General features: G+C 60.0%; 22 protein-coding genes. 11 read left to right on the top strand and 11 right to left on the bottom strand.

The genetic code is table 11. The features are described from left to right. Window positions 1-23: 23 nt before the first annotated feature. Complete coding sequence (locus tag ACE2AA_RS02170; protein ID WP_019087332.1) at window positions 24-566, bottom strand: iron transporter; 543 nt, start codon at window positions 564-566, stop codon at window positions 24-26. 166 nt (window positions 567-732) lie between these two features. On the opposite strand from ACE2AA_RS02170, the gene ACE2AA_RS02165 reads away from it, so the two are divergent. The 6 genes from ACE2AA_RS02165 to ACE2AA_RS02140 all read left to right on the top strand — a co-directional run bounded on the left by ACE2AA_RS02165 (window position 733) and on the right by ACE2AA_RS02140 (window position 6,913). Beyond that, window positions 733-1,251 (top strand): hypothetical protein, encoded by a 519-nt coding sequence (locus ACE2AA_RS02165; protein ID WP_141259610.1) that lies wholly within the window; start codon window positions 733-735, stop codon window positions 1,249-1,251. Window positions 1,252-1,447: 196 nt separating this feature from the next. Then, the gene (locus ACE2AA_RS02160; protein ID WP_395372079.1) at window positions 1,448-3,037 is read left to right on the top strand and encodes a carbohydrate porin; all 1,590 of its coding nucleotides are present in this window, start codon (window positions 1,448-1,450) and stop codon (window positions 3,035-3,037) included. 247 nt (window positions 3,038-3,284) lie between these two features. After that, on the top strand, window positions 3,285-5,285 hold the full coding sequence (locus tag ACE2AA_RS02155) for an FUSC family protein (RefSeq protein WP_395370935.1): 2,001 nt from the start codon (window positions 3,285-3,287) through the stop codon (window positions 5,283-5,285). A 74-nt stretch (window positions 5,286-5,359) separates the two neighbouring features. Next, a complete protein-coding gene (locus ACE2AA_RS02150; RefSeq protein WP_395370933.1) occupies window positions 5,360-5,716 on the top strand; it encodes a hypothetical protein in 357 nt (118 codons plus the stop codon). A gap of 130 nt (window positions 5,717-5,846) precedes the next feature. Continuing rightward, complete coding sequence (locus tag ACE2AA_RS02145) at window positions 5,847-6,122, top strand: hypothetical protein (protein ID WP_141259600.1); 276 nt, start codon at window positions 5,847-5,849, stop codon at window positions 6,120-6,122. Window positions 6,123-6,454: 332 nt separating this feature from the next. Beyond that, complete coding sequence (locus ACE2AA_RS02140; protein WP_141259599.1) at window positions 6,455-6,913, top strand: cytochrome c; 459 nt, start codon at window positions 6,455-6,457, stop codon at window positions 6,911-6,913. A 162-nt stretch (window positions 6,914-7,075) separates the two neighbouring features. On the opposite strand, the gene ACE2AA_RS02135 is transcribed toward ACE2AA_RS02140, so the two are convergent. Genes ACE2AA_RS02135 through ACE2AA_RS02125 form a run of 3 tightly spaced genes read right to left on the bottom strand, consistent with a single transcriptional unit; the run spans window position 7,076 to window position 9,614 of the window. Then, window positions 7,076-7,585: a RidA family protein gene (locus ACE2AA_RS02135; protein WP_395370930.1), complete on the bottom strand. Its 510-nt coding sequence runs from the start codon at window positions 7,583-7,585 to the stop codon at window positions 7,076-7,078. Further along, the gene (locus ACE2AA_RS02130; RefSeq protein ID WP_141259597.1) at window positions 7,585-8,010 is read right to left on the bottom strand and encodes a cytochrome c; all 426 of its coding nucleotides are present in this window, start codon (window positions 8,008-8,010) and stop codon (window positions 7,585-7,587) included. The genes ACE2AA_RS02135 and ACE2AA_RS02130 overlap by 1 nt, the downstream gene beginning before the upstream one ends. Further along, on the bottom strand, window positions 8,010-9,614 hold the full coding sequence (locus ACE2AA_RS02125; protein ID WP_395370928.1) for a flavin monoamine oxidase family protein: 1,605 nt from the start codon (window positions 9,612-9,614) through the stop codon (window positions 8,010-8,012). Before ACE2AA_RS02125 ends, ACE2AA_RS02130 begins: the two co-directional genes overlap by 1 nt. 447 nt (window positions 9,615-10,061) lie before the next feature. Here ACE2AA_RS02125 and ACE2AA_RS02120 point away from each other — a divergent pair, with 447 nt between their 5' ends. Next, window positions 10,062-10,679: an acetate uptake transporter gene (locus ACE2AA_RS02120; protein WP_395370927.1), complete on the top strand. Its 618-nt coding sequence runs from the start codon at window positions 10,062-10,064 to the stop codon at window positions 10,677-10,679. Window positions 10,680-10,693: 14 nt separating this feature from the next. On the opposite strand, the gene ACE2AA_RS02115 is transcribed toward ACE2AA_RS02120, so the two are convergent. From ACE2AA_RS02115 to ACE2AA_RS02105, 3 genes are all read right to left on the bottom strand, one after another. Beyond that, window positions 10,694-11,227 carry a methylated-DNA--[protein]-cysteine S-methyltransferase gene (locus ACE2AA_RS02115; protein ID WP_395370924.1) on the bottom strand — a complete coding sequence of 178 codons (534 nt, stop codon included), beginning with the start codon at window positions 11,225-11,227 and terminating at the stop codon, window positions 10,694-10,696. A gap of 217 nt (window positions 11,228-11,444) precedes the next feature. Further along, window positions 11,445-12,599, bottom strand: a complete 1,155-nt coding sequence (locus ACE2AA_RS02110) for a YncE family protein (RefSeq protein ID WP_141259593.1) — start codon at window positions 12,597-12,599, stop codon at window positions 11,445-11,447. Window positions 12,600-12,651: 52 nt separating this feature from the next. After that, window positions 12,652-13,479: a creatininase family protein gene (locus ACE2AA_RS02105; protein ID WP_141299701.1), complete on the bottom strand. Its 828-nt coding sequence runs from the start codon at window positions 13,477-13,479 to the stop codon at window positions 12,652-12,654. A 183-nt stretch (window positions 13,480-13,662) separates the two neighbouring features. On the opposite strand from ACE2AA_RS02105, the gene ACE2AA_RS02100 reads away from it, so the two are divergent. From ACE2AA_RS02100 to ACE2AA_RS02085, 4 genes are all read left to right on the top strand, one after another. Continuing rightward, a complete protein-coding gene (locus ACE2AA_RS02100; protein WP_141299698.1) occupies window positions 13,663-15,765 on the top strand; it encodes a catalase in 2,103 nt (700 codons plus the stop codon). An 89-nt stretch (window positions 15,766-15,854) separates the two neighbouring features. Then, the gene (locus tag ACE2AA_RS02095) at window positions 15,855-16,184 is read left to right on the top strand and encodes a SelT/SelW/SelH family protein (protein WP_141259591.1); all 330 of its coding nucleotides are present in this window, start codon (window positions 15,855-15,857) and stop codon (window positions 16,182-16,184) included. Between the two features lie 30 nt (window positions 16,185-16,214). Next, window positions 16,215-16,613 carry a DUF4112 domain-containing protein gene (locus ACE2AA_RS02090; RefSeq protein WP_141259590.1) on the top strand — a complete coding sequence of 133 codons (399 nt, stop codon included), beginning with the start codon at window positions 16,215-16,217 and terminating at the stop codon, window positions 16,611-16,613. A 93-nt stretch (window positions 16,614-16,706) separates the two neighbouring features. Continuing rightward, window positions 16,707-18,314, top strand: coding sequence for a tetratricopeptide repeat protein (locus ACE2AA_RS02085; protein ID WP_141259589.1), 1,608 nt, complete (start codon window positions 16,707-16,709; stop codon window positions 18,312-18,314). 132 nt (window positions 18,315-18,446) lie between these two features. Here the strand turns inward: ACE2AA_RS02085 and ACE2AA_RS02080 are convergent, their stop codons facing one another. From ACE2AA_RS02080 to ACE2AA_RS02065, 4 genes are all read right to left on the bottom strand, one after another. Then, window positions 18,447-19,049: a nitroreductase family protein gene (locus tag ACE2AA_RS02080; RefSeq protein ID WP_141299689.1), complete on the bottom strand. Its 603-nt coding sequence runs from the start codon at window positions 19,047-19,049 to the stop codon at window positions 18,447-18,449. A gap of 50 nt (window positions 19,050-19,099) precedes the next feature. Next, window positions 19,100-19,849 carry an ABC transporter ATP-binding protein gene (locus ACE2AA_RS02075; protein ID WP_395372078.1) on the bottom strand — a complete coding sequence of 250 codons (750 nt, stop codon included), beginning with the start codon at window positions 19,847-19,849 and terminating at the stop codon, window positions 19,100-19,102. Then, window positions 19,846-20,628, bottom strand: coding sequence for an ABC transporter permease (locus ACE2AA_RS02070; RefSeq protein ID WP_395372076.1), 783 nt, complete (start codon window positions 20,626-20,628; stop codon window positions 19,846-19,848). The genes ACE2AA_RS02075 and ACE2AA_RS02070 overlap by 4 nt, the downstream gene beginning before the upstream one ends. 259 nt (window positions 20,629-20,887) lie before the next feature. After that, entirely contained in the window at window positions 20,888-22,309 is a 1,422-nt protein-coding gene (locus tag ACE2AA_RS02065; RefSeq protein ID WP_395370921.1) for an FAD-binding oxidoreductase, read from the bottom strand. Between the last annotated feature and the right edge of the window lie 329 nt (window positions 22,310-22,638).

Genomic DNA, 22,638 nt, shown 5'->3' with positions numbered 1-22,638 from the left:
GTGTAATCATACCCCTGGAAAAATCATTTCTGGGGATAGGCAAAATTGAACTTCTCGGTAAACGGTTTCCAGAATCCCGGCGTACCTGTTTCCTTGTCCACATGATGCAGGAAGCCGCTCTGTTCAGGTGAGGAATAGGTCAGCACGACCGTATAGCGGCCCGGACCATCCATCTGCACGTTATCGGCATAATGCGGGCCGTCCTTGGCGGTCATGAAATGCATCGTGCCTTCAGCCTTCCACGGCGTGCCGTCCTTTGTCAGCGAATAGCCGATCGTAAGATACGGCACCCATGCCCCGTCGGGGTAACCCCATACGTTATCCGCGGTGGCGTGGACGTCGGTTTCAAGATGGATGGTGTCCGGCTTGGTATTGTCGGTCATGCCAGCAGGCATGGGGTCCACCATGATGCCCGTCAGGTAACTGGAAGCGATTTCCATGTCATGCGCCTGAACGGGTCCGCCGATGGGATATTCACGCGCCTGCGCCGCCGTTACGCCAACAGGCAGGGCCGCGATGGCCAGCGCCAGTATAGAACACTTTTTCTTCATGATGACTGTTTCCATATATCTGAACATTAGGTCATGGTTCCTGTTTTATTTTTAACTTTCAGTAATCCCGTGACCAGATTACAGATCCCCTTCCGGCTGATTTCACAAATCTGATAATGATAATTGTTATCACTGTCAACGGATGGTATGTGCTGTGCGATACACACGGAGACTACCTGCCATGATCAGCCATCCCCTCGCGTTTATGCGATTGCCCTATGCGGTCCTGATCGCAATGGACAGCCGGATGCTGCACTTCTGGCTGCAGCCGGTCCATTACCTGATCCGCATCGCGCACATCGTCAGCATGGCCATGTTTTTCGGGATGGACATGCTGTTTGACCTGGGCATCCTCAATTCACGCATGGCGACGCGACTGGCTCCCGCCGCGCAACTGATGATGCGTCCACTGCACATCACCTTTGCCATCGCTATGGTTACGGGTGTCGTGCTGTTCTTTTACGACCCGGTGCATATTGGCAGCCGGGCGTACCTGACACCCAAGCTGCTGCTGATCACGCTGGCAATGCTGAATGCCATGTGGTGCCATCGCTCTGTTTACCTGTCTGTACTGCGGGGCAATCCGGTTGTTGCACTACGTGGCCGGGTCGGAGCAAGTATTTCGCTGTGTCTGTGGACGGGTGTGATGATCATGTCGTGCCTGAATAGTGAAGGTGTACCAAAAGTTTTCCTGCGCTAATGGCAGTGTTGCAAAATATGCATGAAACCTGTGATTGACGGCTTTGCGACAAAATGTAATTGAGAGTCATTCTTATTGATACTGATTCTTAGTTGCGGCGGACAGCATGACCTTCTCCCATTCACGACACATGTTAAAGGGATCGAGCTTTTTCGTTCCCGCCCTTTCCTTCGGCGCTGTCCGACGACGCATGCGTATGGGATCATGTATCGCATGTGTCGGACTTGCCCTCCCCGCAACAGGCTTCGCACAGGTCCAGACACAGATTGAGGAAGACCGCGCCCGCCTTGGCAATTCCACCCCCCTGATCCAGCAGATCGACCCGGCCACCGTGCGCGATTCAGAACGCGCGCAGGCCGATGCGGAAGAAAAGGCCGCGGTTGCGGCTGGGGGTGACGACAAACTCGACACCAGCGGCAACCTGCTGGGCAACATGTGGGGCGCGCGGCCGTGGCTGTACAAGCATGGCATCAGCTTCGACATTCAGGAAGTCGATGAGGTCTGGGGCAATGGCACCGGCGGGTCAGCCTCGGGCAATGATGGCGCGGCCGGTTCGGGCACCGGCCCCGCCTATGACGGCGTCACCATGCCAACCCTTACCATTGATACCGAAAAGCTGTTCGGCCTGAAGGGTGGCCTGTTCAATGTCAGCGCGCTGCAGACGCGCGGGCGCTCGATCTCGCAGGATCATCTGGCCAACTTCAACCCGGTCAGCGGCTTCGAGGCCGACCGCTCCACCCGTCTGTTCGAGCTGTGGTACCAGCAGTCCTTCCTGAAGGGCAAACTGGACGTGAAGATCGGCCAGCAGGACCTTGATACCGAATTCCTGATCAGCGATTACGCCTCGCTTTACCTCAACGCCAATTTCGGCTGGCCCATGGCGCCCTCGGTCAACCTGTATGGGGGCGGGCCGTCATGGCCGCTGTCATCCCCCGCCATCCGCATCCGCTACCGCCCCAGCGAGAAGTTCACCTTCATGTTCGCGGCGGCCGACGACAACCCGCCGGGCAACCGCTACAACTCCCTGCCCATCCAGCAGGCGACCGGTTCCATCAGCGGGTACAATTCCGACCCCACCAGCCAGACCACCAATGGCGCCAATGGCACGAACTTCAACATGGGCACCGGCGCGCTGCTGATCACCGAACTGCAGTATGCGCTCAACCCACAGCCTGCCGACATGTCCAATGTGACAAAAAATCCCGGCCTGCCAGGCGTGTACAAGCTGGGCGGGTATTACGATACGGCGAAGTTTGCCGATTACCGTTACAACCAGCGTGGTGGCTCACTCGGTGCGGCCACGCTGAATGCCAGCAGCACGCAGTCCGAACTGACCCCGCGCTGGGACCGGGGCAACTGGATGGTTTATGGCATCATTGACCAGATGATCTGGCGGCCTTCGCTCAGATCCGCGCGTTCAGTCGGGGTATTCGTGCGCGCCACGGGCAATGGCGGCGACCGCAACATGATCAGCTTCGCCATCGACGCAGGCCTGAACCTGAAGGCCCCGTTCAGGGGGCGGGACAACGACACGATCGGCCTGGGCTGGGGCATTGGCCGCGCCAGTTCGGGACAGCGCCAGTTCGACCGCGACAGCAATTCCCTTGTCCAGGGGAACGAGAACCATCTTGAACTGACCTATCAGGCACAGGTCACGCCGTGGATGGTGATGCAGCCCGATTTCCAGTACGTATGGAACCCATCCGGTGGCGTGGCCGACTGGAGCGGCAACCGACGGGTGGGAAACGAAGCCATTTTTGGCCTGCACAGCAGCCTTACATTCTGAACACCGGGCCGTTTTCACGCTCTGGCACGCACTACGCCATATACACGCCCGCACCATATGCCGGATGCAGTCCGTATCCTGCATATGGTGTGGTGCTCCCTACCCCCATCAGGGGGTCATAAATATTACTTATCAAAATATCATAACAAACGATTGGACCGGCCTGTCCCGCCGCCGCCATGTTCCGCCACGGCAAAGCCCGCATGGGCAATGCGCATCCTGACCATGATGTAAAAGGCTGAATGAAATGGGGGCACAGACCGCAACTTTACCCCTGCCTGAACGCATTACCAGCGTGCTGATGCATCAAGTAAGGCGCGTTTCATGGATTTATGCGCCAACCCTGCCAGACCTGGCGTTCGCGGTACGGACATCGTTTGCCGCCATCATATCGCTATTGATTGCGATGTGGATGGAACTGGACAGCCCGCAATGGGCCCCCCTGACCGTATGGGTCGTGGCGCAGTCCTCACGCGGGGAAAGCCTGTCCAAGGCGCGCTGGCGCATTTTCGGCACCTTGGTGGGCAGTGTTGCGGCCATTACCCTGATGGCGGCCTTTCCACAGGCGCCAGGGCTGTTTTTCACCTGCCTGTCGCTATGGATCGGACTGTGCTGCGCACTGGCGACGCTGCTTGACCAGTACCGGGCGTACGGACTGGTGCTGACGGGGTTTACATCCGCCATCATCGCCACGGGGGCCATTGCACAACCCGATGATGTTTTTGCCATAAGTGTCGCGCGCAGCAGCTACATCATACTGGGTGTGCTGTGCGAAGCGGTACTGGCGGTCCTGTTCATGCCCCGTATGGTGGAACGTGCCCGCCAGCAGCTTCTCGACCGGTTGGCCGATACATTCCGCGCCACCTGCACCACCATCATCCGGCATCCCGGCGCACAGGCCGGGCCGGAACAGCAGGCCATTACCGGCACCCTGCTGAAACGGATCGTAACGTTCAGCGGACAGATCGAATTCAGCGCGCTGGAGCTGGGACCGCGCAACCATGTGGGCGACCATGCCCGGCGTGCGCTGGCGGGTATGCTGGTCATGCTGGCGCAGGCGCGTGCGCTGCAGATCCTGTATCCCCGCATGACCGCGCCGCCACGCATGGACGGCGCACCGCCCGAACAGGCACTTGCGGCATGGCTGCAGGATAATGCGCCCAGACCTGCCACCGATACGGCAGACAACCCGGAATGGCGGCCGGTGACCACGGCACTGCTGTCCGAAGCCACGCGGGTCAGTAATGAAATAACCGCCTGCACCACTGTGCCACGTGGGGACCGGTTCCGCTTCAGCCTGACATCCCGTCGCCATATGCGTGAAGCCATCAACAACGGCCTGCGCGCGGCGGCCGCAATCATGGGGGCGTGCCTTGTATGGGAAATCACTGCATGGCACCACGGCCCCGCATTCATTTCCTTCGTCGCCCTGATTTATGGCCTGATGGCAACACGCGAAAACCCGCTGGTCGCCACCACGCCGTTCCTGAAAGGGGGCCTGTGGTGCGCGGCCACGGCAGCGGTCCTTGCACTATGGGTCATTCCGGCCATTACCGCGCCGGAAATCCTGCTGATGGTCCTGCTGGTGCCCATGACGGTGGGGGGGCTTGCCGCCCGCAGGCCCCAGCTTGCGGGCTACGCGTTTTCATTCAACATGTTCCTGCCGGTGTTGATCGGACCGATCAATCAGGGACGGTTTGATGAAATCTCGTTCCTGAACAATACCATGGCGTTCCTGGCCAGTATCATTTTCGTGCTCCTGACCTACCGGCTGGTCGTGCCTTTCCGCATGGATGTGCATGTCCGCCGGACGGAGACATGGGTCAGCCTGCGCCTGCGGCACCTGGCGCGGATGGACACCCGCACGGATGCGCCCGCCTGGCTGGCCAGCTGTGCCTCCAGCCTTGTACGTATTCTGTTTCAGGCCAACGCCCTGCCCCCACCCGTACTGGGGGCCTGTGTTGCGCGACAGATCATGTCCATGACGGTGGGCATCTATATCATCCGCCTGCGTGAACTGGTCCGCGAAGGCCAGCTATCCAAACGTGCAGAACGGATCGTAACCCTGTTCCTGGCGCGATGGGACAGGGGGCAGGCCGCATCCATGACCCCGTACATACTGGCATGGACCCGCCATGAACAGGCGCGCGCCACAACCCCGCAGGCCAGGGCGCAGATGGCGGAAGTGCTGGCGTGCCTGCATATCATTACTGCCGGCCTGCATGAAAATCCGGATGTCATGGCGTAAAAGGTGACAAAATATTTCGTATCGGATATGCCCTGAATATCAGACTGACCTATATGTAAAAAAGGATGACATCCATGCGCAAGATCGCTCTTCTGGGTGCCGTTGCGGCCATCACATGCGCCACGACTGCCCATGCCGAACCCGGTGGCTGCCTGAAATACGGCGCCGTTGGTGCAGTTGGCGGGCATGTCGCAAACCACCACACGGTACTGGGTGCTGCCGCCGGTTGCGTGACGGGCATGTACAAGCGCCACGAATACCGCAAGGAAGCCAAGGCAAAGGCCGCCCTGTATGATCAGGAGCATCCTGGCGCCAAGGGCAACTATAAAGCCAAGGCAACGGCGTATGATGTCGAACATTCGACAACACCGGGCAAGATGACACCCGATACCCCGGCCGCAGGCACAGCACCGGCCGCCGCCGCGCAGTAATCACGCCTGTCACGCAGGCAGTCGGCATGTCCGCTGCCTGCGGTTGCCCATCGGTATGGAAACGGGCATCCTGCGCCCATGTCACGGTTACGTGATATTTCCTTCCCGATAACAAGGTCCAGGGTCAGACATGCGTGCAATCCTATTCCTGTTCCGCTCAACGATGGCTGTCGTTGTGCCGGGGGCTATTGCATGGTGGCTGGCCGGGCCGTTTTTCCATATCCCGGTGCTGGGCATCGGCCTGGCGGTGGAAGCCGTGGTGTTCTGGGTCTGCGGCCTTTTATATACCGAGGATTATCCCCATCACATGATGACCTTCGCCGGGATGACCGTTGTGCTGGGATTGCTGAGCATCACGGTCATGCTGCCCTTCGCCCGCCAGTTTGTCATGCTGCATGGGGTGTAATGCGGGACGCCTGCATTACAGAACATACGATAAACAAAATATTTTCTTCATTAATCTGATTTCAGGAAAACTATTATCCGCAAGTGAAGTTAATCCGGTGTGGATCTCGTGACACCACAACGTCTCCCAATCCCTAAACTCGGCGTCCCGCTTCGGCGGGGCGTCCTTTTTTTATCCGCCATGTCCTGCCGCCTCACGTCACCCTGCGTAAAGCCATGAATAGCGGGCATGACTGATAGCCTCTCCTTTCTCCCTTCATACCCCCGCCGGGGATATGTATGCGCGCGACAGTGGGATAGGCTGCCGGAAACGGGATTAATCAGGGAATACCCATGAAAAAAAGACTGCTGGCCGCGATATTCTGCCTGTCCATGCCTGCAGGGTCCGCATTTGCGACGGATGGCACGACGCCGTTCCTGGCAAACTGCAGCGTATGCCACCAGGCCAATGCACAGGGCGTGCCGGGACAGTTTCCGCCACTGGCCGGACGGGTGGACAGGATTGCCAGCACGCCGGAAGGCAGGCAGTACATCGTGGGCGTTGCGCTGAATGGCCTGATGGGGCCAATCACGGCGGGAGGTAATGCCTATAGCGGGTTCATGCCATCGTTCAAGATGCTGCCTGATGACCAGATCGCCGCCATCCTGAACCATGTGGCGGGTCTGCCGGGCGGCACGGATGCCACGATTTTCAGCGTCGATGACGTGGTTGCGGGACGGAAGAAATCCGCCACGCCCACCGGCATGGTGGAAAGGCGCAAGGCACTTGAGGCACAGCACCCGCTACCCTGATAGACCCGAAATCCAGCGACCATTATCATATGGGAAAATAATCAGATGACCACCAGCAGTCAGACCGTAACCGAATAATGAAAAAGGGGGAGCCACAGCCTGTCCCCCTTTTCTTCCCTGTCTGTCACCACATAACGTGGCACGATGGTGCCGAATACGGCATTACCGACCCGACGCGCGTACGGCCGTGACCTCGATTTCAACCAGCCAACCCGGATTGCCCAGATGGGCTACGCCAAAAGCGGAACGGACCGGCAGGTTCGGCTGCTTCGCCGTGCCAAAGAACTGGGTATAGGCCTTCATCATCCCGTTAAAATCCAGCTTACCCAGTTTCGGGTCCTCAACCATATAAACATGCATCTGGACCACATCGCCCAGACCCAGCCCCAGCTTTTTCAGTTCGCCCTGAATGGATTCCAGCGCGGCACGGGTCTGTGTCTGTGTATCGCCATAAGCTGCGGTGGTATGCGGATCGGCTTTCTTATCCTGTACCGGAGCGCCCTGACCGCTTAGATAGATTGTCGAAGCCCCGGCCGGTACCTCGATCACGGTGGAAATGGGGAAATCCTTTTCCGGGTGACGTACGATGCCATCCGCCGCATGCGCGGGCAGCGCAGTCCCCACACCGGTCATGAGCGCAAGTGCGGCAAGGATCGTTTTCATACAGGACATCAATATATCTCCTTGGGCGGTATGGCTGGCCGCTGGGGCGTTACCTCGGCCGGAGTCACGGGATCCGTATAATTATTGCCAAAATGCGTGCGGATATAGGCCACGACATTGGCAATCTGCTGGTCCGTCAGCATTTCCGAAAACCATGGCATGCCGCCATACCCGTTCATGATGACATAGATCGGATAGGCGCTGACCTGCAGCTTGGCATTACCAGCCAGCGCCGGGAACTGCGCGCCTGCCCCCACGGCCCCTTTGCCATCGGGCATGTGACAACTCTGGCAGACGTGGTGGTACACGTCTTCCCCCGTCGCCATGGGCTGGACGGCGCCTTCAAACGCGCTGGCACTATCGGCATGTGCTGTTCCAAACGGGGCCAGCAGCGGCAGGACGAGCAGGGTGGAAAGGAGTGCGATCCTGCGCATCAGCTGGCTCCCTGTGCCCGTTTATGCAGTTGGGTTACGGCATCCAGCGCAGACAGAATGGCCCCTTCCTGCCAGCACCCGACATAGGATGCGTGCTCACCCGCCAGCACGATGCGGTTATCCATCGTACACAGCGTCCTGTAATGGGTCTTGCGGGCCTGCTCGCTCCACATGGAACAGCAGCCCATTGCCCACGGCACGCGGCTCCATGCCAGGCTGACACCGTTTGAAAACTCCTTGCGGTATGTGCCGGGGTGGAGGACCTCACCTTGTGCCAGCGCCTGTTCCAGCCGGGCCTCGGGCGTCATGCCTGCAAAGTCAAAGGCAGCGGGGCCAAACATGTATCCCCCCAGCAGCACTGCCGGACCACGGGAAAAATAGCCATGGCTGGGATATGAAATCTGGCTGATCGGCTGGTCGGTATAGCTTATACCGCCGTAAATCTGGTCATCTTCTTCCCAGAAGCGGCGCCTGAACTCCATCCCCATCTTGACCGAGGATGCATAGGGCACAGCCATGATTGCGGCCTTCATCGGCGCGCTGACCTGTACATCCAGCTGTGACAGGATGGACAGCGGAATGGTGCATACGCAGTAATCAGCCTGTGCCTGCCGCACCACGCCGCCATGGTTCATATCATTATACATGACCCTTACGCCATGATCGTCCTGCTGTATGGATGTCACCTTGCAGTTCAGGGTAATCAGGTCATGCACCTGCCGGCTGAAGCCCTTTCCGATCATGTCCATGCCGCCTACGGGCTGGAACATGGTTGTCTGCATTTCAAGGCGTTCGTGGAAGGCCATCCATGTCCATAGTCCTGAGCGCATGACATCCTTGCGGGCAAACGGGTCCGACGGGACCGGTGCGCCTTCGATCCCGCCGCCCTGCGGCCGGATATAGCCACGGCGCTGGGAACTGGTATCGCCCTTGCGGTATGCCAGATCGGGGTCAAGGGCGCCCCACTGTTCCATGGCGGTGCGCAGGTGTTCGCGTTCATCCACGCCCACCACGTCATCCAGCTTGTGCTGATCGATCGCCTTGCCCAGCAATTCAGCCGTAAAACCGGTGAAGTCGCTGGAGAATTCACGGTAGCGGACCGGCTTGCCATCAAACGCGGTGGAGGAATGAAGCCATGAATTATGGTTCAGTTCCACAAACGGTTCCAGTTCCACCCCGAATTCACGGCAATAATGCAGCAGGCCCTGATGATGATAGGGAATGCGCCACGGACCAGGATTGATGTAATTGCCCGACGCGAAGCCGACCTTCTGCACAGCCCCGCCCAGTTCGGTTACCGTGTCACCGCCACGCAGGCTGATATTGCGCCCCCCGCTACGTCCCTGGAATTCCAGGACCTGCACCGCGTACCCGGCCTTGCGCAGTTCATAGGCGGACAGCATGCCGGCCAGTCCCGCACCCAGCACCAGCACGCGCGTCCCACGTTTCGCACCCGACAGGACCGGAGGAGCCGTGAAATCCGTCCCCTGCGCATGCCCCATGGCAGTCATGGCCTGATACAGTGCCGCACTACCGGCAAGCGTGCCGATCCGGGTCAGGAGTTGTCTGCGCGTGGGGGCCTTGTGCGGATGGGGGTCTGTCATCAATCAATCCCAAGCAATCAACGAAAACAATAGGCTATCTTAACAGCCTTTTCCGGCTGCACCATGTCCCGTCCGGAACAATCCCGGTTCGAAATGCAATGTGTTTATGTCATACAATACAAAGTATATTTTAAAAATATAATTTATCTTGATATTTTATATTATATTTTTTTATTTTTTATACAGTTAATATATAAATAATTAATGTTTTTTCACAACCGGAACGTTCTATCTTATTCGTTTGCCCGGGATGTGAAATATCAAATCTCTAAAGTAACGTTTGTAATTTCATGTCCCTGTTTTACAGCGCTCGGGAACCCAACCCGCATCCATGCATTGGCATGCCGTTCATGACCGGAAAAGGGTAAGCCATATTTTAATATCCTCGCCCATACCGCGGTGACATGATTTGTCATAATTCATCCATCATGAAACGGAAAAACCGGCATGGCGCACGACAACGCAAACGCCAATCCCGCCCCGCTGGGGCTTATGGGGTTTGGCATGACCACCGTTCTGCTCAACCTGCACAATGCCCAGATCGTGCCAATGGGATCGGCCATCCTGGCCATGGGGCTGGTCTTTGGCGGTATCACGCAGTTCATCGCGGGGATACTGGAATACGGCAACCGCAATACGTTCGGCATGACAGCTTTCATGGCCTATGGGGCATTCTGGATTTCGCTGGCTGTATTGCTATTCCTGCCACGCTGGGGCCTGGCGCCTGAATCCTCCCCGGCGCTGCTGGGCGGTTACATGTGGGTATGGGCGCTGTTTACGGCCGTTATGGCAGTGGGGTCGCTAGCGGCGTCACGCATGCATCAGGTCGTATTCTTCAGCCTGACGCTGCTGTTTGTCCTGCTTGGCTGTGCGGAAGTCTCCGGCCGCGCCGTGCTTGGCATTATTGCGGGGTATGAAGGGCTGATCTGTGGCCTGAGCGCGATATATCTGGCTGCCAGTGAGATTTTTGAAGCCCAGTTCGGCCACGCCATCCTGCCGGTCGGATGGCCGCGCACCCCAACCGATACCCCGCGCAGGGATGATCTTGTCGTTCATATTTCCTGAACAACGACCAGATTTTACCTGCCAGAAGCCATGCCTGCCCGCTCGCGCTCCAGCAGCCACTGTTTGCGCCCGACACCCCAGCGATACCCTGACAGGTTGCCGTCACTGCGTATGACACGATGGCAGGGTATGACCACCGCCAGCCTGTTCGCGGCACATGCCCCGGCCACGGCACGCACGGCCCCCGGCCTGCCGATCCGTGCCGCCAGTTCTGTATAGGTCGTGGTAGTCCCGCACGGGATGGCGCGCAGGGCCTGCCATACCTGCTGCTGGAACGATGTGCCCTGTATGGTCAGCTTCAGGTCAGTCGGTGCCCAGGGTGTATCAATACATGCCTGCACCGCAGCAAGGGTACGATCCGCCATTTCGCCATGCACTGGATGGATACCCGGAAAGCTGTCCAGCGCCGTATGGTGAAGGGCTTCAGGATCATCCCCCAGCATGATGGCGGCAATGCCCCCTTCCCCCATCGCAACCATCACTGCCCCGAGGGCGGACTGGCCCATGATAAATTGGGTAGCCGTAGCGGTTGGCAATTGTGATTTCATGACCGGGATATCCCCTGTGGGTGCACGACCCTATCGCATGCGCTGCCACAGATACAACAGGGATGAGATGCCTGACGCCGACCCGATCTGGCCGGTACGGGAGCCGTTCCATGCAGGGCATCCCGCAAATCATAAAGATTTTTCAGGAAACGCCGCCTTTTGAAGAAAGGCAGCGCCAAAAAGATCTTTATTTATCAATCATTTTTTCAACGGTCCTTTAACGCAGGATACCGGTATGTCCGATGGAATACCGTCCCGGCTGCGGCCAGACGGTCAGGCCATGTGGTTCCAGCCCGACAGGGATGCTGCGGGTCGCACCCGTGGTGGTGTCGATGGCGTAGACAACATCATCAAACCGACCGGACAGCCACAGCGTTTTGCCGTCATTGCTGACATTGCCCATATCGGGGCTGCCGCCACCGGGAATGGGCCAGTTGGCCACGACCCTGTCCGTTGCGAAATCAATCACGCTGACCCCGCCGGCCTTGCTGTGTGGCGCGCCATGGATCTTGTGCGACCCGCGATTGGCTACGTACATCTTTGTGCCATCACGGCTGGGATACAGACCATGCGTGCCAATGCCGGTGGGAATGAAACCCGTTTCACGGAAAGAGTCGCCATCGATCACGAACACACCATCCGCATGCATGTCCGCCACATAGAATTTATGGCCGTCCGGCGCGGTCAGGATATCCTGCGGCATGCCGCCACGCGACAGCTTCATGTACCCGATCAGCGTACGGTTGACGGTATCGACCTTGGCCAGGTAGCCGCCAAATTCACAGGTGAAAATGGCATAGCGTCCATCAATGGAAAAATCGGCGTGGTTGACACCCTTGCATTCCGGGACCGATACCGAACCCTGCATTTCCATCGTATGCGGATCACGGAAATCAAGCCGTTGACGTGCCTCGGCCACCGTAATGGCGGATTTGCCATCGGGGGTGAAATACATGTTGTACGGATCATCCACCGCCACATTGGGCAATGGTTGCGTGGTGCGCGGGTCGATGGGCGTCAGGCTGCCATTGGTCGTGCCTTCGGCATTGTTGGTGACCCACAACGTGCGCAGGTCCCATGACGGAACGACATGCTGCGGGCTTTTGCCCACCTTGAAACGCGCCACGACCTTGTACGTCTGCGGGTCGATCACATACACATTGTTCGACCGCAGGTTGGGCACGTAAATGCGCGGCGGATCCTGCGCCACCTCGGGGTTGAGGTTCCCGGCCCGGGTTTCGGTATAGATATTGGCCGGGTCCACCACAGGCGGCATTCCGGGAATGGTATCCACGGCCTGCGCAAGCGCGCTGCCACCCGGCAGCAGGAGCATGCCCAGTCCCAGAACCGGCAGCTTTTTCTTTTGTATCATAGTGTGATCCTGTTCCTTGCGGCCCCTATAGCACGCCGTGTGGCTGGTGCAATCAGTGCGGATTCTGTCCTGTTGGATCGTGTTGCATGGCCGCCACGGCCGCCGCCACCTGCATGTTGGCCCCCACCTGACCCAGCGCCGCACTGGCCTGTCGGGGGTCGCCGCCGTACACGCCCTGCGCTGCGGTGGGCAGGGGCGCTGCCCGCAGGGCCTGCGTGCGCACAAGGTCAGGGTCCAGCGCCAGCGTGAGCGACGTATCGGACAGATCGGCATGCATGCCGACCTCCGCCGCGTGGCCATGCTGGCGCAGCCAGGTGGAATAGGCACCGGGCACCACGTCATAATAATTCGCGACATACAGCACATGCGCGCCCTGCCCCTGCCAGCGCCGGTTGAGTGTATCCGCCACCGCGCGCAGGTCCTTCTGGTAGCCGCCGTGGTCGCCAATCAGCACCACGCGCCTGAACCCCTGCACCCGGAAGCTTTCCGCCGCGTCCGACAGCAATGCACGGAAGGTTGCAGGCGTAATGCTGATCGTGCCGGAAAAACGCATGTGGGACGTGCGCGGCGACGTGCCGCCTTCGGGCACATACGCCACCACGGGCGCGACAAGGGCGTGCCCGGCATCACGCGCGATGCGGCGTGCAAGGACCATGGCGCGCACGTCGTGCTTGCCTACCGCGATATAGGGGCCACTCTGTTCCGTGCCGCCGACGGGTAGGATGATGGTGGTATCGCCCGCATGGATGGCGTCACGGATTTCGGTCCATGTCAGATCCGCGAAATCAACCGTATCGGGCGTGGCCGCGCACGTGGGCGTGCTGCCATACAGCGCCAGCGCCAGCGAAAGCCCGGACAGGAAACCAGAGAACATACGCATGAACGGCAGCCACCCCACAATGACGCGTGATACACGCCGTTCCTGTGCCCTGTACACGGGCAATTGGCAACCGTCATGCAGAAGGTGAATGAAACCCCGCCCGTTCATACCCGTTGGAAAAGCCAGATCTTCCCCCCATCCCTGTTTTTTCCACATTCACCTGCACGGATATGTACGCACGCCATGGTAAAGACATCCCATAACCCCACATCCTCCACCACGCATACCGGCGCGGGTGGCGAAACCCACCAGACGGCAGGGGGCGATACCCCCGTCATGACCACCCAGCAGGGTGTCGCGGTATCGGATGACCAGAATACCCTGCGCGCGGGTGCCGGTGGACCGGCGTTGATGGAGGATTTCCATTTCCGGGAAAAAATCTTCCATTTCGACCATGAACGCATTCCCGAACGCGTGGTCCACGCTCGCGGTTATGGCGCGCATGGCTATTTCGAACTGACCGACAGCCTGAGCGATGTCTGCAAGGCCGATATTTTCGGCAATGTGGGCGAGCGCACGCCCGCCTTTGTCCGGTTTTCCACGGTCGCGGGCAACAAGGGATCAGCGGACGTGGTGCGCGACGTGCGCGGCTTTGCCGTTAAACTGTATACAAAACAGGGCAACTGGGACCTTGTGGGCAATAACATCCCCGTATTTTTCATACAGGACGCCATCAAGTTCCCTGATTTCGTCCATGCGGCCAAACAGGAACCGGATCGCGACTTTCCACAGGCACAGACGGCGCATGACAATTTCTGGGATTTCGTATCGCTGTCGCCCGAAGCCACGCACATGGTCTGCTGGGCCATGTCCGACCGCGCCATCCCCCGCTCGTTCCGCTTCATGGAAGGGTTCGGGGTGCATACTTTCCGGCTTATCAATGACGAAGGTCATTCGACCTACGTCAAATTCCACTGGAAGCCGAAGCTGGGACTGCAGTCGGTCGTGTGGAACGAGGCACTGAAGATCAACGGGGCTGACCCCGATTTCCACCGCCGCGACCTGTGGCAGGCCATAAACAGCGGTAATTTCCCGGAGTGGGAACTGGGCGTGCAGTTGTTTGACGATGACTTTGCCGACAGTTTTGACTTTGACATCCTGGATCCCACCAAGCTGATCCCCGAGGAACTGGTGCCTGTCCGTCGCGTCGGCCGCCTGGTGCTGGACCGCATGCCGGACAATTTCTTTGCCGAAACCGAGCAGGTTGCCTTCTGCACCCAGAATGTCGTGCCCGGCATCGACTTCACCAATGACCCGCTGCTGCAGGGGCGCAATTTTTCCTACCTCGATACCCAGACCAAGCGCCTTGGCGGCCCCAACTTCACGCATATCCCCATAAACGCGCCCAAATGTCCGTTCCACAATTTCCAGCAGGACGGGCACATGGCCATGCACAATCCGAAGGGCCGGGCCAATTACGAACCCAATTCGTGGTCCCAGCCCACCGGCGGCCCGCGTGAAAGCGTGAATGGCTACCGCTCTTACCCCGATACGATATCGGGCCAGAAGGTCCGCCAGCGTTCGGAAAGCTTTGCCGACCATTACAGCCAGGCCCGCCAGTTCTTCATCAGCCAGACCCCGGTGGAACAGACGCATATCCGCGATGCATTCGTATTTGAACTGAGCAAGGTGGAAACCCCCGCCATCCGTGCCCGCATGATCAGCCACCTGCTGCATGTCGATCAGGGTCTGGCCGAAGGGGTGGCGAAAGGACTGGGCCTGTCGCCCCTGCCCGCACCGGCACAGGCCGCTCGGCCTGTGGTGGAAGGACTGCAGCCGTCGCCCGCGCTGAGCATCCTGAAAAACGGACCGGACAGCTTTGCCGGTCGTAAACTGGGCATTGTCGTAACAAACGGGGTTGATGCCGCCCTGCTGGCGGCCCTACGCAACGCGGCCGAGGACGCGGGCGCCACGGTCGAACTGATCGCTCCCACCGTAGGCGGCGTGAGGGACAGCGCGGGCCATGACCTGATCGCGCAGCAGAAGATCAATGGCGGTCCATCCGTGCTGTATGATGCCGTGGCCCTGCTGCCCACGGTCGAGGGAGCCAATGTGCTGCGTCACGAAGCCACCATGCGCGACTTCATTTCCGACGCTTTCGCGCATGCCAAGTTCATCGCACATAACGACGCCGCCGAAATCGTGCTGGCGGCGGCAGGACTGCACCCCAAGGCGCGCGACAGGGGCGTGATCGCCATACACAGTGCGCAGGATGCGGCCAGTTTCATCCAGACCTGCGCAGCACTGCGGCTGTGGGAACGTGAAGGCCACGTCCACGCTGTCTGACCCCTTGCGTCCGGCTACCCCCCGCCCCCACAATAAAGGGGTAGCCGGACGGACCCAGCCCGGCGTTGCGACAGGCAGGAACCACGACCATGACCGATGCCCCGGCAGCCAACCGGCCCCATGTCTCCATCACGTACTGCACGCAGTGCAACTGGCTGCTGCGGGCGGGATGGATGGCGCAGGAACTGCTGTCCACCTTCGGGCAGGATCTGGGCAGCGTGACCCTGATCCCTGGCAGTGGCGGGCATTTTGAAATCATGGTTGATGGCCGCAGCGTGTGGGAACGCAGGCGTGATGGGGGATTTCCGGGGCCAAAGGAACTGAAGCAGCGTGTACGCGACATCATCGCCCCCGACCGGGACATGGGCCATATCGACCGTAAAAAAACCGGGCCGGATAAGCCTGCGGGCACATTGTAACGCCCCCCTGCCCACACCATAATAACGGGTATGATCACATCATACGCCCCCACCGCCATGCATGGCGCAAACACCCACGATATCCGGCAGGAGGTGGCGCGCCTGCGCAGGCTTGCAACATTGCTTGATGCGGCCTTCCGCATTCCCGGCACGAAGGCGCGCTGGGGACTGGATACGCTGATCGGGCTGCTGCCCGTGGGCGGGACGGCGATCATGCTCGTGCCCTCGCTCTACATCGTGTGGAAAAGCTGGCATCTGGGAGTGGGGCGGCCCGTGCTTGTGCGCATGACGGGCAATATCATGGTGGAAGCGGCGGCAGACCTTGTGCCGGTGCTGGGAGACGTGTTTGACACCGCATTCAAGGCCAATCTGCGCAATGTTGCCCTGCTGGAACAGCATTTCGGCCTGACCGTGCCCCGGACGCCGTGACCATGACGGGCCTGCCCGCCCTTGCGCGCATGGCCCGATATAATACACAACATGACATGATCCGTTTTTCCCCGCGCCAGATCCCCGCCCCCCATGTCCGCCACGCCTGACCATACGCTGGCGCTCGCGCTAGACCTGCTGCGGCGGGGGCAGTTCGCCCATGCCCGCGCCATTCTGGAAGACTGCCCGGCCTCCCCGCGCGTCGAAATCCTGCTGGCGCATGCCCATGCGGGATGTAACCGCGTGCAGGAAGCTGCCCGCCTGCTGTGCCGTCAGGCCGTGGCCAATCCCGGCGCGCGCCATCCAGCTTACGATATGCTGGCCCTGCTGCTGCCACATGACCGGGTGGACGAAGCCGAAGCCGTCCTGCGCGCGGTCCGCCAGCGTGCGCGGCAGGACATTCGCACGCATGACATGCTGGGGGAACTGCTGCTGCAACGCGGCCGCACGGCGGAAGCACAGGAAATTCTCGCCGACGGGCTGAGCCTGTCCCCCGCGCAACTGAGTACCGGCAACCTCATGGCCGTATGCCTGATGGAACAGGGGGAATTCGCCGCCGCGCACGACCTGTTGCATTACATCCTGAAACATCATCCCGACAGTGCCATGACACAGGCCAACCTTGCACACCTGCTGGGGGCATGGAATAGGCTGGATGCGGCGTTGCAGGCCCATTCCCGCGCACTGGCGCTGCGCCCCGATGATGCACGCCTGCGCATGAACCATGCACTGACGCTGCTGAAAAACGGCAGCATGGCCGAAGGCTGGGCTGAATATGAATGGCGACGCAGGATGCCCGGCCGCCAGCGCCTGCCCGAACAGTCTATGCTGCCTGTCCTGTCGCCGGATGCCAGCCTGCATGGCCGGTCCATCCTGATTACCCGCGAAGGGGGACTGGGGGACATGCTGATGATGCTGCGCTTCGTGCCAGTGCTGGCGGGCATGGGGGCACGGGTCAGCATACAGGCCCCCGAGACGCTGCATGGCCTGATCCGGCGCATGGGGGGGGTACGGCGCGTGTTCAGTGAACGGGTGTCCCTGCCGCCACATGACTGGCATTGCCCCTTCCTCAGCCTGCCACACGTGCTTCGTAACACAGCCGGTCATGCCGGATTGGACGTTCCCTACCTGCGCCCCAGCCCCGAACTGGTGCGGCAGTGGGCACCGTTCCTGCCCATGGGCACGGACCTGCGCGTGGGACTGGTCTGGGGTGGGGCCAGCCGACCGGATGTTCCCGCAGCCCACGCCATGGATCGCCGCCGGTCGATCCCGCTACGCAAACTGGCACCGCTGGCCGGTATGCCCGGTATAAGTCTGGTCAGTCTGCAAAAGGGCACTTATGCCCGGCAGATGCATGACATGCCTGCGGGCATGCGCCTGTATGATCCGATGGAAAGCGTGCGCGACATGGATGACACGGCAGCCCTGATCGCGGGGCTGGATGTTGTGGTGTCGGTTGATACATCGGTGGCCCACCTGGCGGGCGCCATGGGGTGTCCCGTTATCCTGCTGGACCGGTTCGACAACTGCTGGCGCTGGCTTTCGGGTCGGACGGACAGCCCGTGGTATCCGACCCTGCGCATCATACGCCAGATCCATGCCGGAAAATGGGAAGACGTGGTCCACCGGTTATGCAGCATGCTGGCCAAGCGTGATTTTCCGCCTGCACGCACGCCGGACGATGTGCATGGCCAGTCATGAATAACGCCGTGGATGCCTCTCGTATAATCTGAAGAGGCGTTGAGCCTGCAGATCATAAAAAATTTTCAGGAAACGCCGCCTTTTAATTTAAAGACGGCACCCGAATACCCTGTTTATCCTGAAAACAGCTCCTTATTCCACAACCGTAGGAAAACGCCCGGCAAAGGCGATTTCCGCCAGTGGCCTGCGGGCAGAAGGTGCTTCCCGCGCACGCAGGGATTCAGGCAGGCTGGCGGCGTCTCCCTGCCGCCCGATGACGATGGCCGCGTTCAGGGCGTAATCATCGGGCAGTTCCAGACCGGAACGTGCCTGTCTGTGGTCAAACCCGCTAATGGGATGGGCTGCCCAGCCGGCCTTGCTCAACTGGAGTTGCACCAGAACCGATGCCGCACCCGCATCGAATGAATGGGTGGGCGCGGGCACGGGTTCGGCCGCACCACCGCCTGTCACGGTATGGGACGCGATATAGACCAGCGCCGATGCATTCTGCGCCCATGCATGGTTGAACGGAATCAGCCACGACAGGAAACGTTCCCAGTCCGGAGTGTCCCTGCGGGCGTAAATGAAACGCCACGGCTGCGCGTTATAGGCGGATGGTGCCCACCGTCCGGCATCAAGGAAGGACAGCAGTTCCCCTTCTCCGATCGGGGCGGGCGTGAAGGCGCGCGGAGACCAGCGATCAAGGATCAGCCGGTCCACGGGGGTGTCGGATACGCGATCAGGGGCTTTGGTCATGTCAGGCCTGTATGGTTGAAAAGGGAAAGGATGGAAGCATGCCAGCGCTCCTAATCATCATGCACACCCAGCGCGTCCAGCAATACGCCACGCAGATGGATGAAACCCGGATCGGCATGATGTCGCGGCCGGTCAAGGGGAATGGCCAGATCGGTGCGGATACGACCATGGTGCAGCACAATGGCGCGGTCCGCCAGCAGCAGGGCTTCATCCACATCATGCGTGACCAGCAGCACCGCGCAGGCATGGCGTGCCCATAACCGCGCCACCAGCCGCTGCATCTTCAGCCGCGCCAGCGCATCAAGGGCGGCGAAAGGTTCATCCAGCATAAGGAAGGCAGGCCTGCGCACCAGCGCACGCGCCAGTGCGGCGCGCTGTGCCTCCCCACCCGACAGGGTCAGCGGCCACGCATCAACGCGGTGGCCCAGCCCGACTTCCTCCAGCACCGCAAGCGCCCGATCGCGCCGGTCAGCCCCAGCCTGCCCCAGCACGACATTTTCCCACACCCGCTTCCACGGCAGCAGGCGCCCATCCTGAAACACGACCGAAACCGCGTCAGGACGGAAAAGCGTGCCTTCATGCACCGGGTCAAGACCAGCCAGCGTACGCAGCAGGGTGGACTTGCCCGAACCACTATGGCCCAGCAACGCCACGAATTCTCCCGGCGCGATGGTCAGGTCAAGTCCGTCCAGCACCGCAGGCCCGTGCCCGAATCGCCGTGTCAGGCCATGAACGGCCACACCGCCATCACGGGGTGCTATCGCATCATGCATCCTATCCGTCATGAATACCGCGTTCATGCCGCCTGCCCCCGCCGGTGCGATGGTCGCCATGACAGGAATGTACGCTCCATCAACCTCACGATCTGGTCCGATACAAGACCCAGCAGGCCATAGATCACCAGCCCCACCATGATGATATCCGTCCGCATGAAATCCTGTGCTTCCATCATCATATGCCCGATCCCGCTTTCGGCATTCACCTGTTCCGCCACCACCAGCATGAGCCACGACATACCCACCGCGAAACGCAACCCAACCAGCAGGTCTGGCAGCGCACCGGGCAGGATGACGTCGCGTATGGTCCGCACACGCGACAGACCCAGCGTGCGGGTCATTTCCAGTAAGCGGGGATCAATCGAACGGATGCCCTTGTGCAGGTTGAGATAGATGGGAAAGGTCGCCCCCAGTGCGACAAGGGCGATCTTGGGCGTCTCCCCGATACCGAACCACAGGATGAACAGCGGCACCATGGCAAGCGCAGGCAGCGTGCGCAGGATCTGCAGCGGGGCATCGACAATATCCTCCCCCAGTCGCGACAGGCCCGACACCAGCGCAAACCCCACCCCCAGCGCCACGGCAATCAAAAGGCCGGTGGCCGCGCGGGCAAGCGAGACACCAAGGTTCGCCCCCAGCGTGCCATCGCGCAGCAGGCTCCACCCCGTCATGATCACCTGAACGGGTGATGCCACCAGCCGGGTGGAGACAATTCCCATCGAACACGTCCCCTGCCACAGCAGCACCAGAATGACCGGCGAGGCATAACGCAGCAGGCCCCGTGCCGCCACATTGCGGAACATGGCGCGCCCGGCAGGCCACGGGACGGACGCGGACGGAATGACATTGGCGGGCATACGCGCCGATCCTTCATGCAACAGGCGTGCAAAACAGCTTCACCCAATTCCCGCACTATGAAGGAAAATATGATTAACACAACTGTTTTTGTATTTATTTAAAATTATATGATATTTACGTGCTTTATAATTCAACAAAAAATATCGTTTTATATGTCTGCTCCCTTTTCCCTGACGCCGGAGAAAAGGGAGGACAGACATATGTTCAGCCCTGATAAATACGCCCCGGCGGCAGCAGTTTCCCGGGATTGAGGATGTGGTGGGGGTCCATGGTGTTCTTCAGCGCGCGCATGACGCTCAATGTGCCATCGCCATGTTCGGTTTCCAGAAATTCCAGCTTGCCCATGCCCACGCCATGTTCCCCGCTGCACGATCCCCCCAACGCCAGCGCGCGGAACACGATTTTCCGGTCCAGGTCCAGTGCGCGCGCATAACCCTGAGGCGTATGATCCGTAATGATCAGGGCATGGAAATTACCATCCCCCACATGGCCCAGCAGGGGCACGCGCAGGCCGGAACGGGCAATATCTTCGCGCACACCGGCAATCAGTTCCCCCAGACGGGAAATGGGCACGATGCAGTCGGTGGAAATGACGCGCGCGGTCGGTTCGATCGCCTTCGCTGCCCAGAATGCGTCATGCCGGGCTTTCCACAGCCGCGTGCGGTCTTCCGCCGTATCCGCCCAAGCAAAGGACAGGCCGTTATTGGACAGGGCAATCGCCTCGGTCTGGGTCACCTGTTCGGCCACCGCTGCCGGTGCGCCTGCGAATTCAAAGAACAGCGTGGTCAGCGGTTCATACCCGCTCAGACCGGAATAGCGGATGGAGGCCGCCATCTGCACGTCATCCAGCAGTTCAACGCGGCTTATGGGTATACCGCACTGGATGATTTCAATGGCCGTCTGCACGGCATCGTTCAGGTTGGCAAACTGGCAGACGGCAGCGGAAATGGTTTCAGGCCGCCCGTGCAGGCGCAACTGTACCTCGGTTATGATACCCAGCGTGCCTTCCGACCCGATGAACAGGGATGTCAGGTCATACCCGGTGGAGGACTTGCGCACGCGGCCGCCCGTACGGACGACCTCCCCCGTCGCCAGCACAACGGTCAACCCAAGAACATTTTCCTTCATCGTGCCGTATCGCACCGCTGCCGTGCCCGATGCCCGGGTGGCGCACATGCCGCCCAGCGTGGCTTCGCCGCCTGGATCGACCGGGAAGAACAGGCCCGTATCACGGATCTGCGCATTCAGGGCCTGACGGGTCAGGCCCGCCTGCACGCGGCAGTCCAGGTCCTCCGCATTGAGTTCCACGATGTCCGTCATGCCCGAAAGGTCAAGGCTTATGGCATGTTCTGCCGGGGTTACGTGTCCTTCCACCGATGTCCCGGCGCCAAAGGCCACGACAGGCACCCGGTGGGCATGACAGGCCCGCAGCACGGCTGCGACATCATCCGTCGCTTCCGCAAATACCACGGCGGCAGGCAGGCGTGCGGCATCCATGGCCTCGCCATGGCTGTGGGCTTCCAGCACGGAAGGAGACGTGCTGATCCGCACCCCCATGCCATTTTCACGCAAGGTAGCCAGCACACTGTCAAGACGCTCAGCGGGAGAAGAAAGGCAATCAGTCATTCAGGAAAACCATCCGGTCTGGAAACAGCACAATGGCATTGTCATAACACATGCGTCCGTGACCATGCCAACCGGCGCGACCGCTTCACGGGCTCCGCACGACAGGGTGGAAAAACCGCCCTGTCCACTACAACACGCGCACCCTGTATTACCATCATGAACAGATCGCTGCAGCCGATCCCGGGAACGGGGTTTCTGACGCAGAAATTTTCTACTGGACAGAAATATACTGTCATTTCCGCCCCTTGGGGCCGATATTAAAAAACTTTACAGGCTTTTGAAACGATGCCGCGCAATACAGTCAAAATTTTTTCAGTACATATTGCCGT

This window comes from Komagataeibacter diospyri, assembly GCF_043995075.1.
In the GTDB taxonomy this organism is placed as follows: Bacteria; Pseudomonadota; Alphaproteobacteria; order Acetobacterales; family Acetobacteraceae; genus Komagataeibacter; species Komagataeibacter diospyri.
The sequence above is the reverse complement of the archived record's forward strand: the minus strand, read 5'-3'. Positions and strand labels throughout refer to the sequence as shown.

What these genes read in the sequence shown, in the direction of transcription:
- ACE2AA_RS02170 (WP_019087332.1), bottom strand. Translation starts at nt 566, where the DNA reads ATGGAAACAGTCATCATGAAGAAAAAGTGTTCTATACTGGCGCTGGCC.
- ACE2AA_RS02165 (WP_141259610.1), top strand. Translation starts at nt 733, where the DNA reads ATGATCAGCCATCCCCTCGCGTTTATGCGATTGCCCTATGCGGTCCTG.
- ACE2AA_RS02160 (WP_395372079.1), top strand. Translation starts at nt 1,448, where the DNA reads ATGGGATCATGTATCGCATGTGTCGGACTTGCCCTCCCCGCAACAGGC.
- ACE2AA_RS02155 (WP_395370935.1), top strand. Translation starts at nt 3,285, where the DNA reads ATGGGGGCACAGACCGCAACTTTACCCCTGCCTGAACGCATTACCAGC.
- ACE2AA_RS02150 (WP_395370933.1), top strand. Translation starts at nt 5,360, where the DNA reads ATGCGCAAGATCGCTCTTCTGGGTGCCGTTGCGGCCATCACATGCGCC.
- ACE2AA_RS02145 (WP_141259600.1), top strand. Translation starts at nt 5,847, where the DNA reads ATGCGTGCAATCCTATTCCTGTTCCGCTCAACGATGGCTGTCGTTGTG.
- ACE2AA_RS02140 (WP_141259599.1), top strand. Translation starts at nt 6,455, where the DNA reads ATGAAAAAAAGACTGCTGGCCGCGATATTCTGCCTGTCCATGCCTGCA.
- ACE2AA_RS02135 (WP_395370930.1), bottom strand. Translation starts at nt 7,585, where the DNA reads ATGTCCTGTATGAAAACGATCCTTGCCGCACTTGCGCTCATGACCGGT.
- ACE2AA_RS02130 (WP_141259597.1), bottom strand. Translation starts at nt 8,010, where the DNA reads ATGCGCAGGATCGCACTCCTTTCCACCCTGCTCGTCCTGCCGCTGCTG.
- ACE2AA_RS02125 (WP_395370928.1), bottom strand. Translation starts at nt 9,614, where the DNA reads ATGACAGACCCCCATCCGCACAAGGCCCCCACGCGCAGACAACTCCTG.
- ACE2AA_RS02120 (WP_395370927.1), top strand. Translation starts at nt 10,062, where the DNA reads ATGGCGCACGACAACGCAAACGCCAATCCCGCCCCGCTGGGGCTTATG.
- ACE2AA_RS02115 (WP_395370924.1), bottom strand. Translation starts at nt 11,227, where the DNA reads ATGAAATCACAATTGCCAACCGCTACGGCTACCCAATTTATCATGGGC.
- ACE2AA_RS02110 (WP_141259593.1), bottom strand. Translation starts at nt 12,599, where the DNA reads ATGATACAAAAGAAAAAGCTGCCGGTTCTGGGACTGGGCATGCTCCTG.
- ACE2AA_RS02105 (WP_141299701.1), bottom strand. Translation starts at nt 13,479, where the DNA reads ATGCGTATGTTCTCTGGTTTCCTGTCCGGGCTTTCGCTGGCGCTGGCG.
- ACE2AA_RS02100 (WP_141299698.1), top strand. Translation starts at nt 13,663, where the DNA reads ATGGTAAAGACATCCCATAACCCCACATCCTCCACCACGCATACCGGC.
- ACE2AA_RS02095 (WP_141259591.1), top strand. Translation starts at nt 15,855, where the DNA reads ATGACCGATGCCCCGGCAGCCAACCGGCCCCATGTCTCCATCACGTAC.
- ACE2AA_RS02090 (WP_141259590.1), top strand. Translation starts at nt 16,215, where the DNA reads ATGATCACATCATACGCCCCCACCGCCATGCATGGCGCAAACACCCAC.
- ACE2AA_RS02085 (WP_141259589.1), top strand. Translation starts at nt 16,707, where the DNA reads ATGTCCGCCACGCCTGACCATACGCTGGCGCTCGCGCTAGACCTGCTG.
- ACE2AA_RS02080 (WP_141299689.1), bottom strand. Translation starts at nt 19,049, where the DNA reads ATGACCAAAGCCCCTGATCGCGTATCCGACACCCCCGTGGACCGGCTG.
- ACE2AA_RS02075 (WP_395372078.1), bottom strand. Translation starts at nt 19,849, where the DNA reads ATGAACGCGGTATTCATGACGGATAGGATGCATGATGCGATAGCACCC.
- ACE2AA_RS02070 (WP_395372076.1), bottom strand. Translation starts at nt 20,628, where the DNA reads ATGTTCCGCAATGTGGCGGCACGGGGCCTGCTGCGTTATGCCTCGCCG.
- ACE2AA_RS02065 (WP_395370921.1), bottom strand. Translation starts at nt 22,309, where the DNA reads ATGACTGATTGCCTTTCTTCTCCCGCTGAGCGTCTTGACAGTGTGCTG.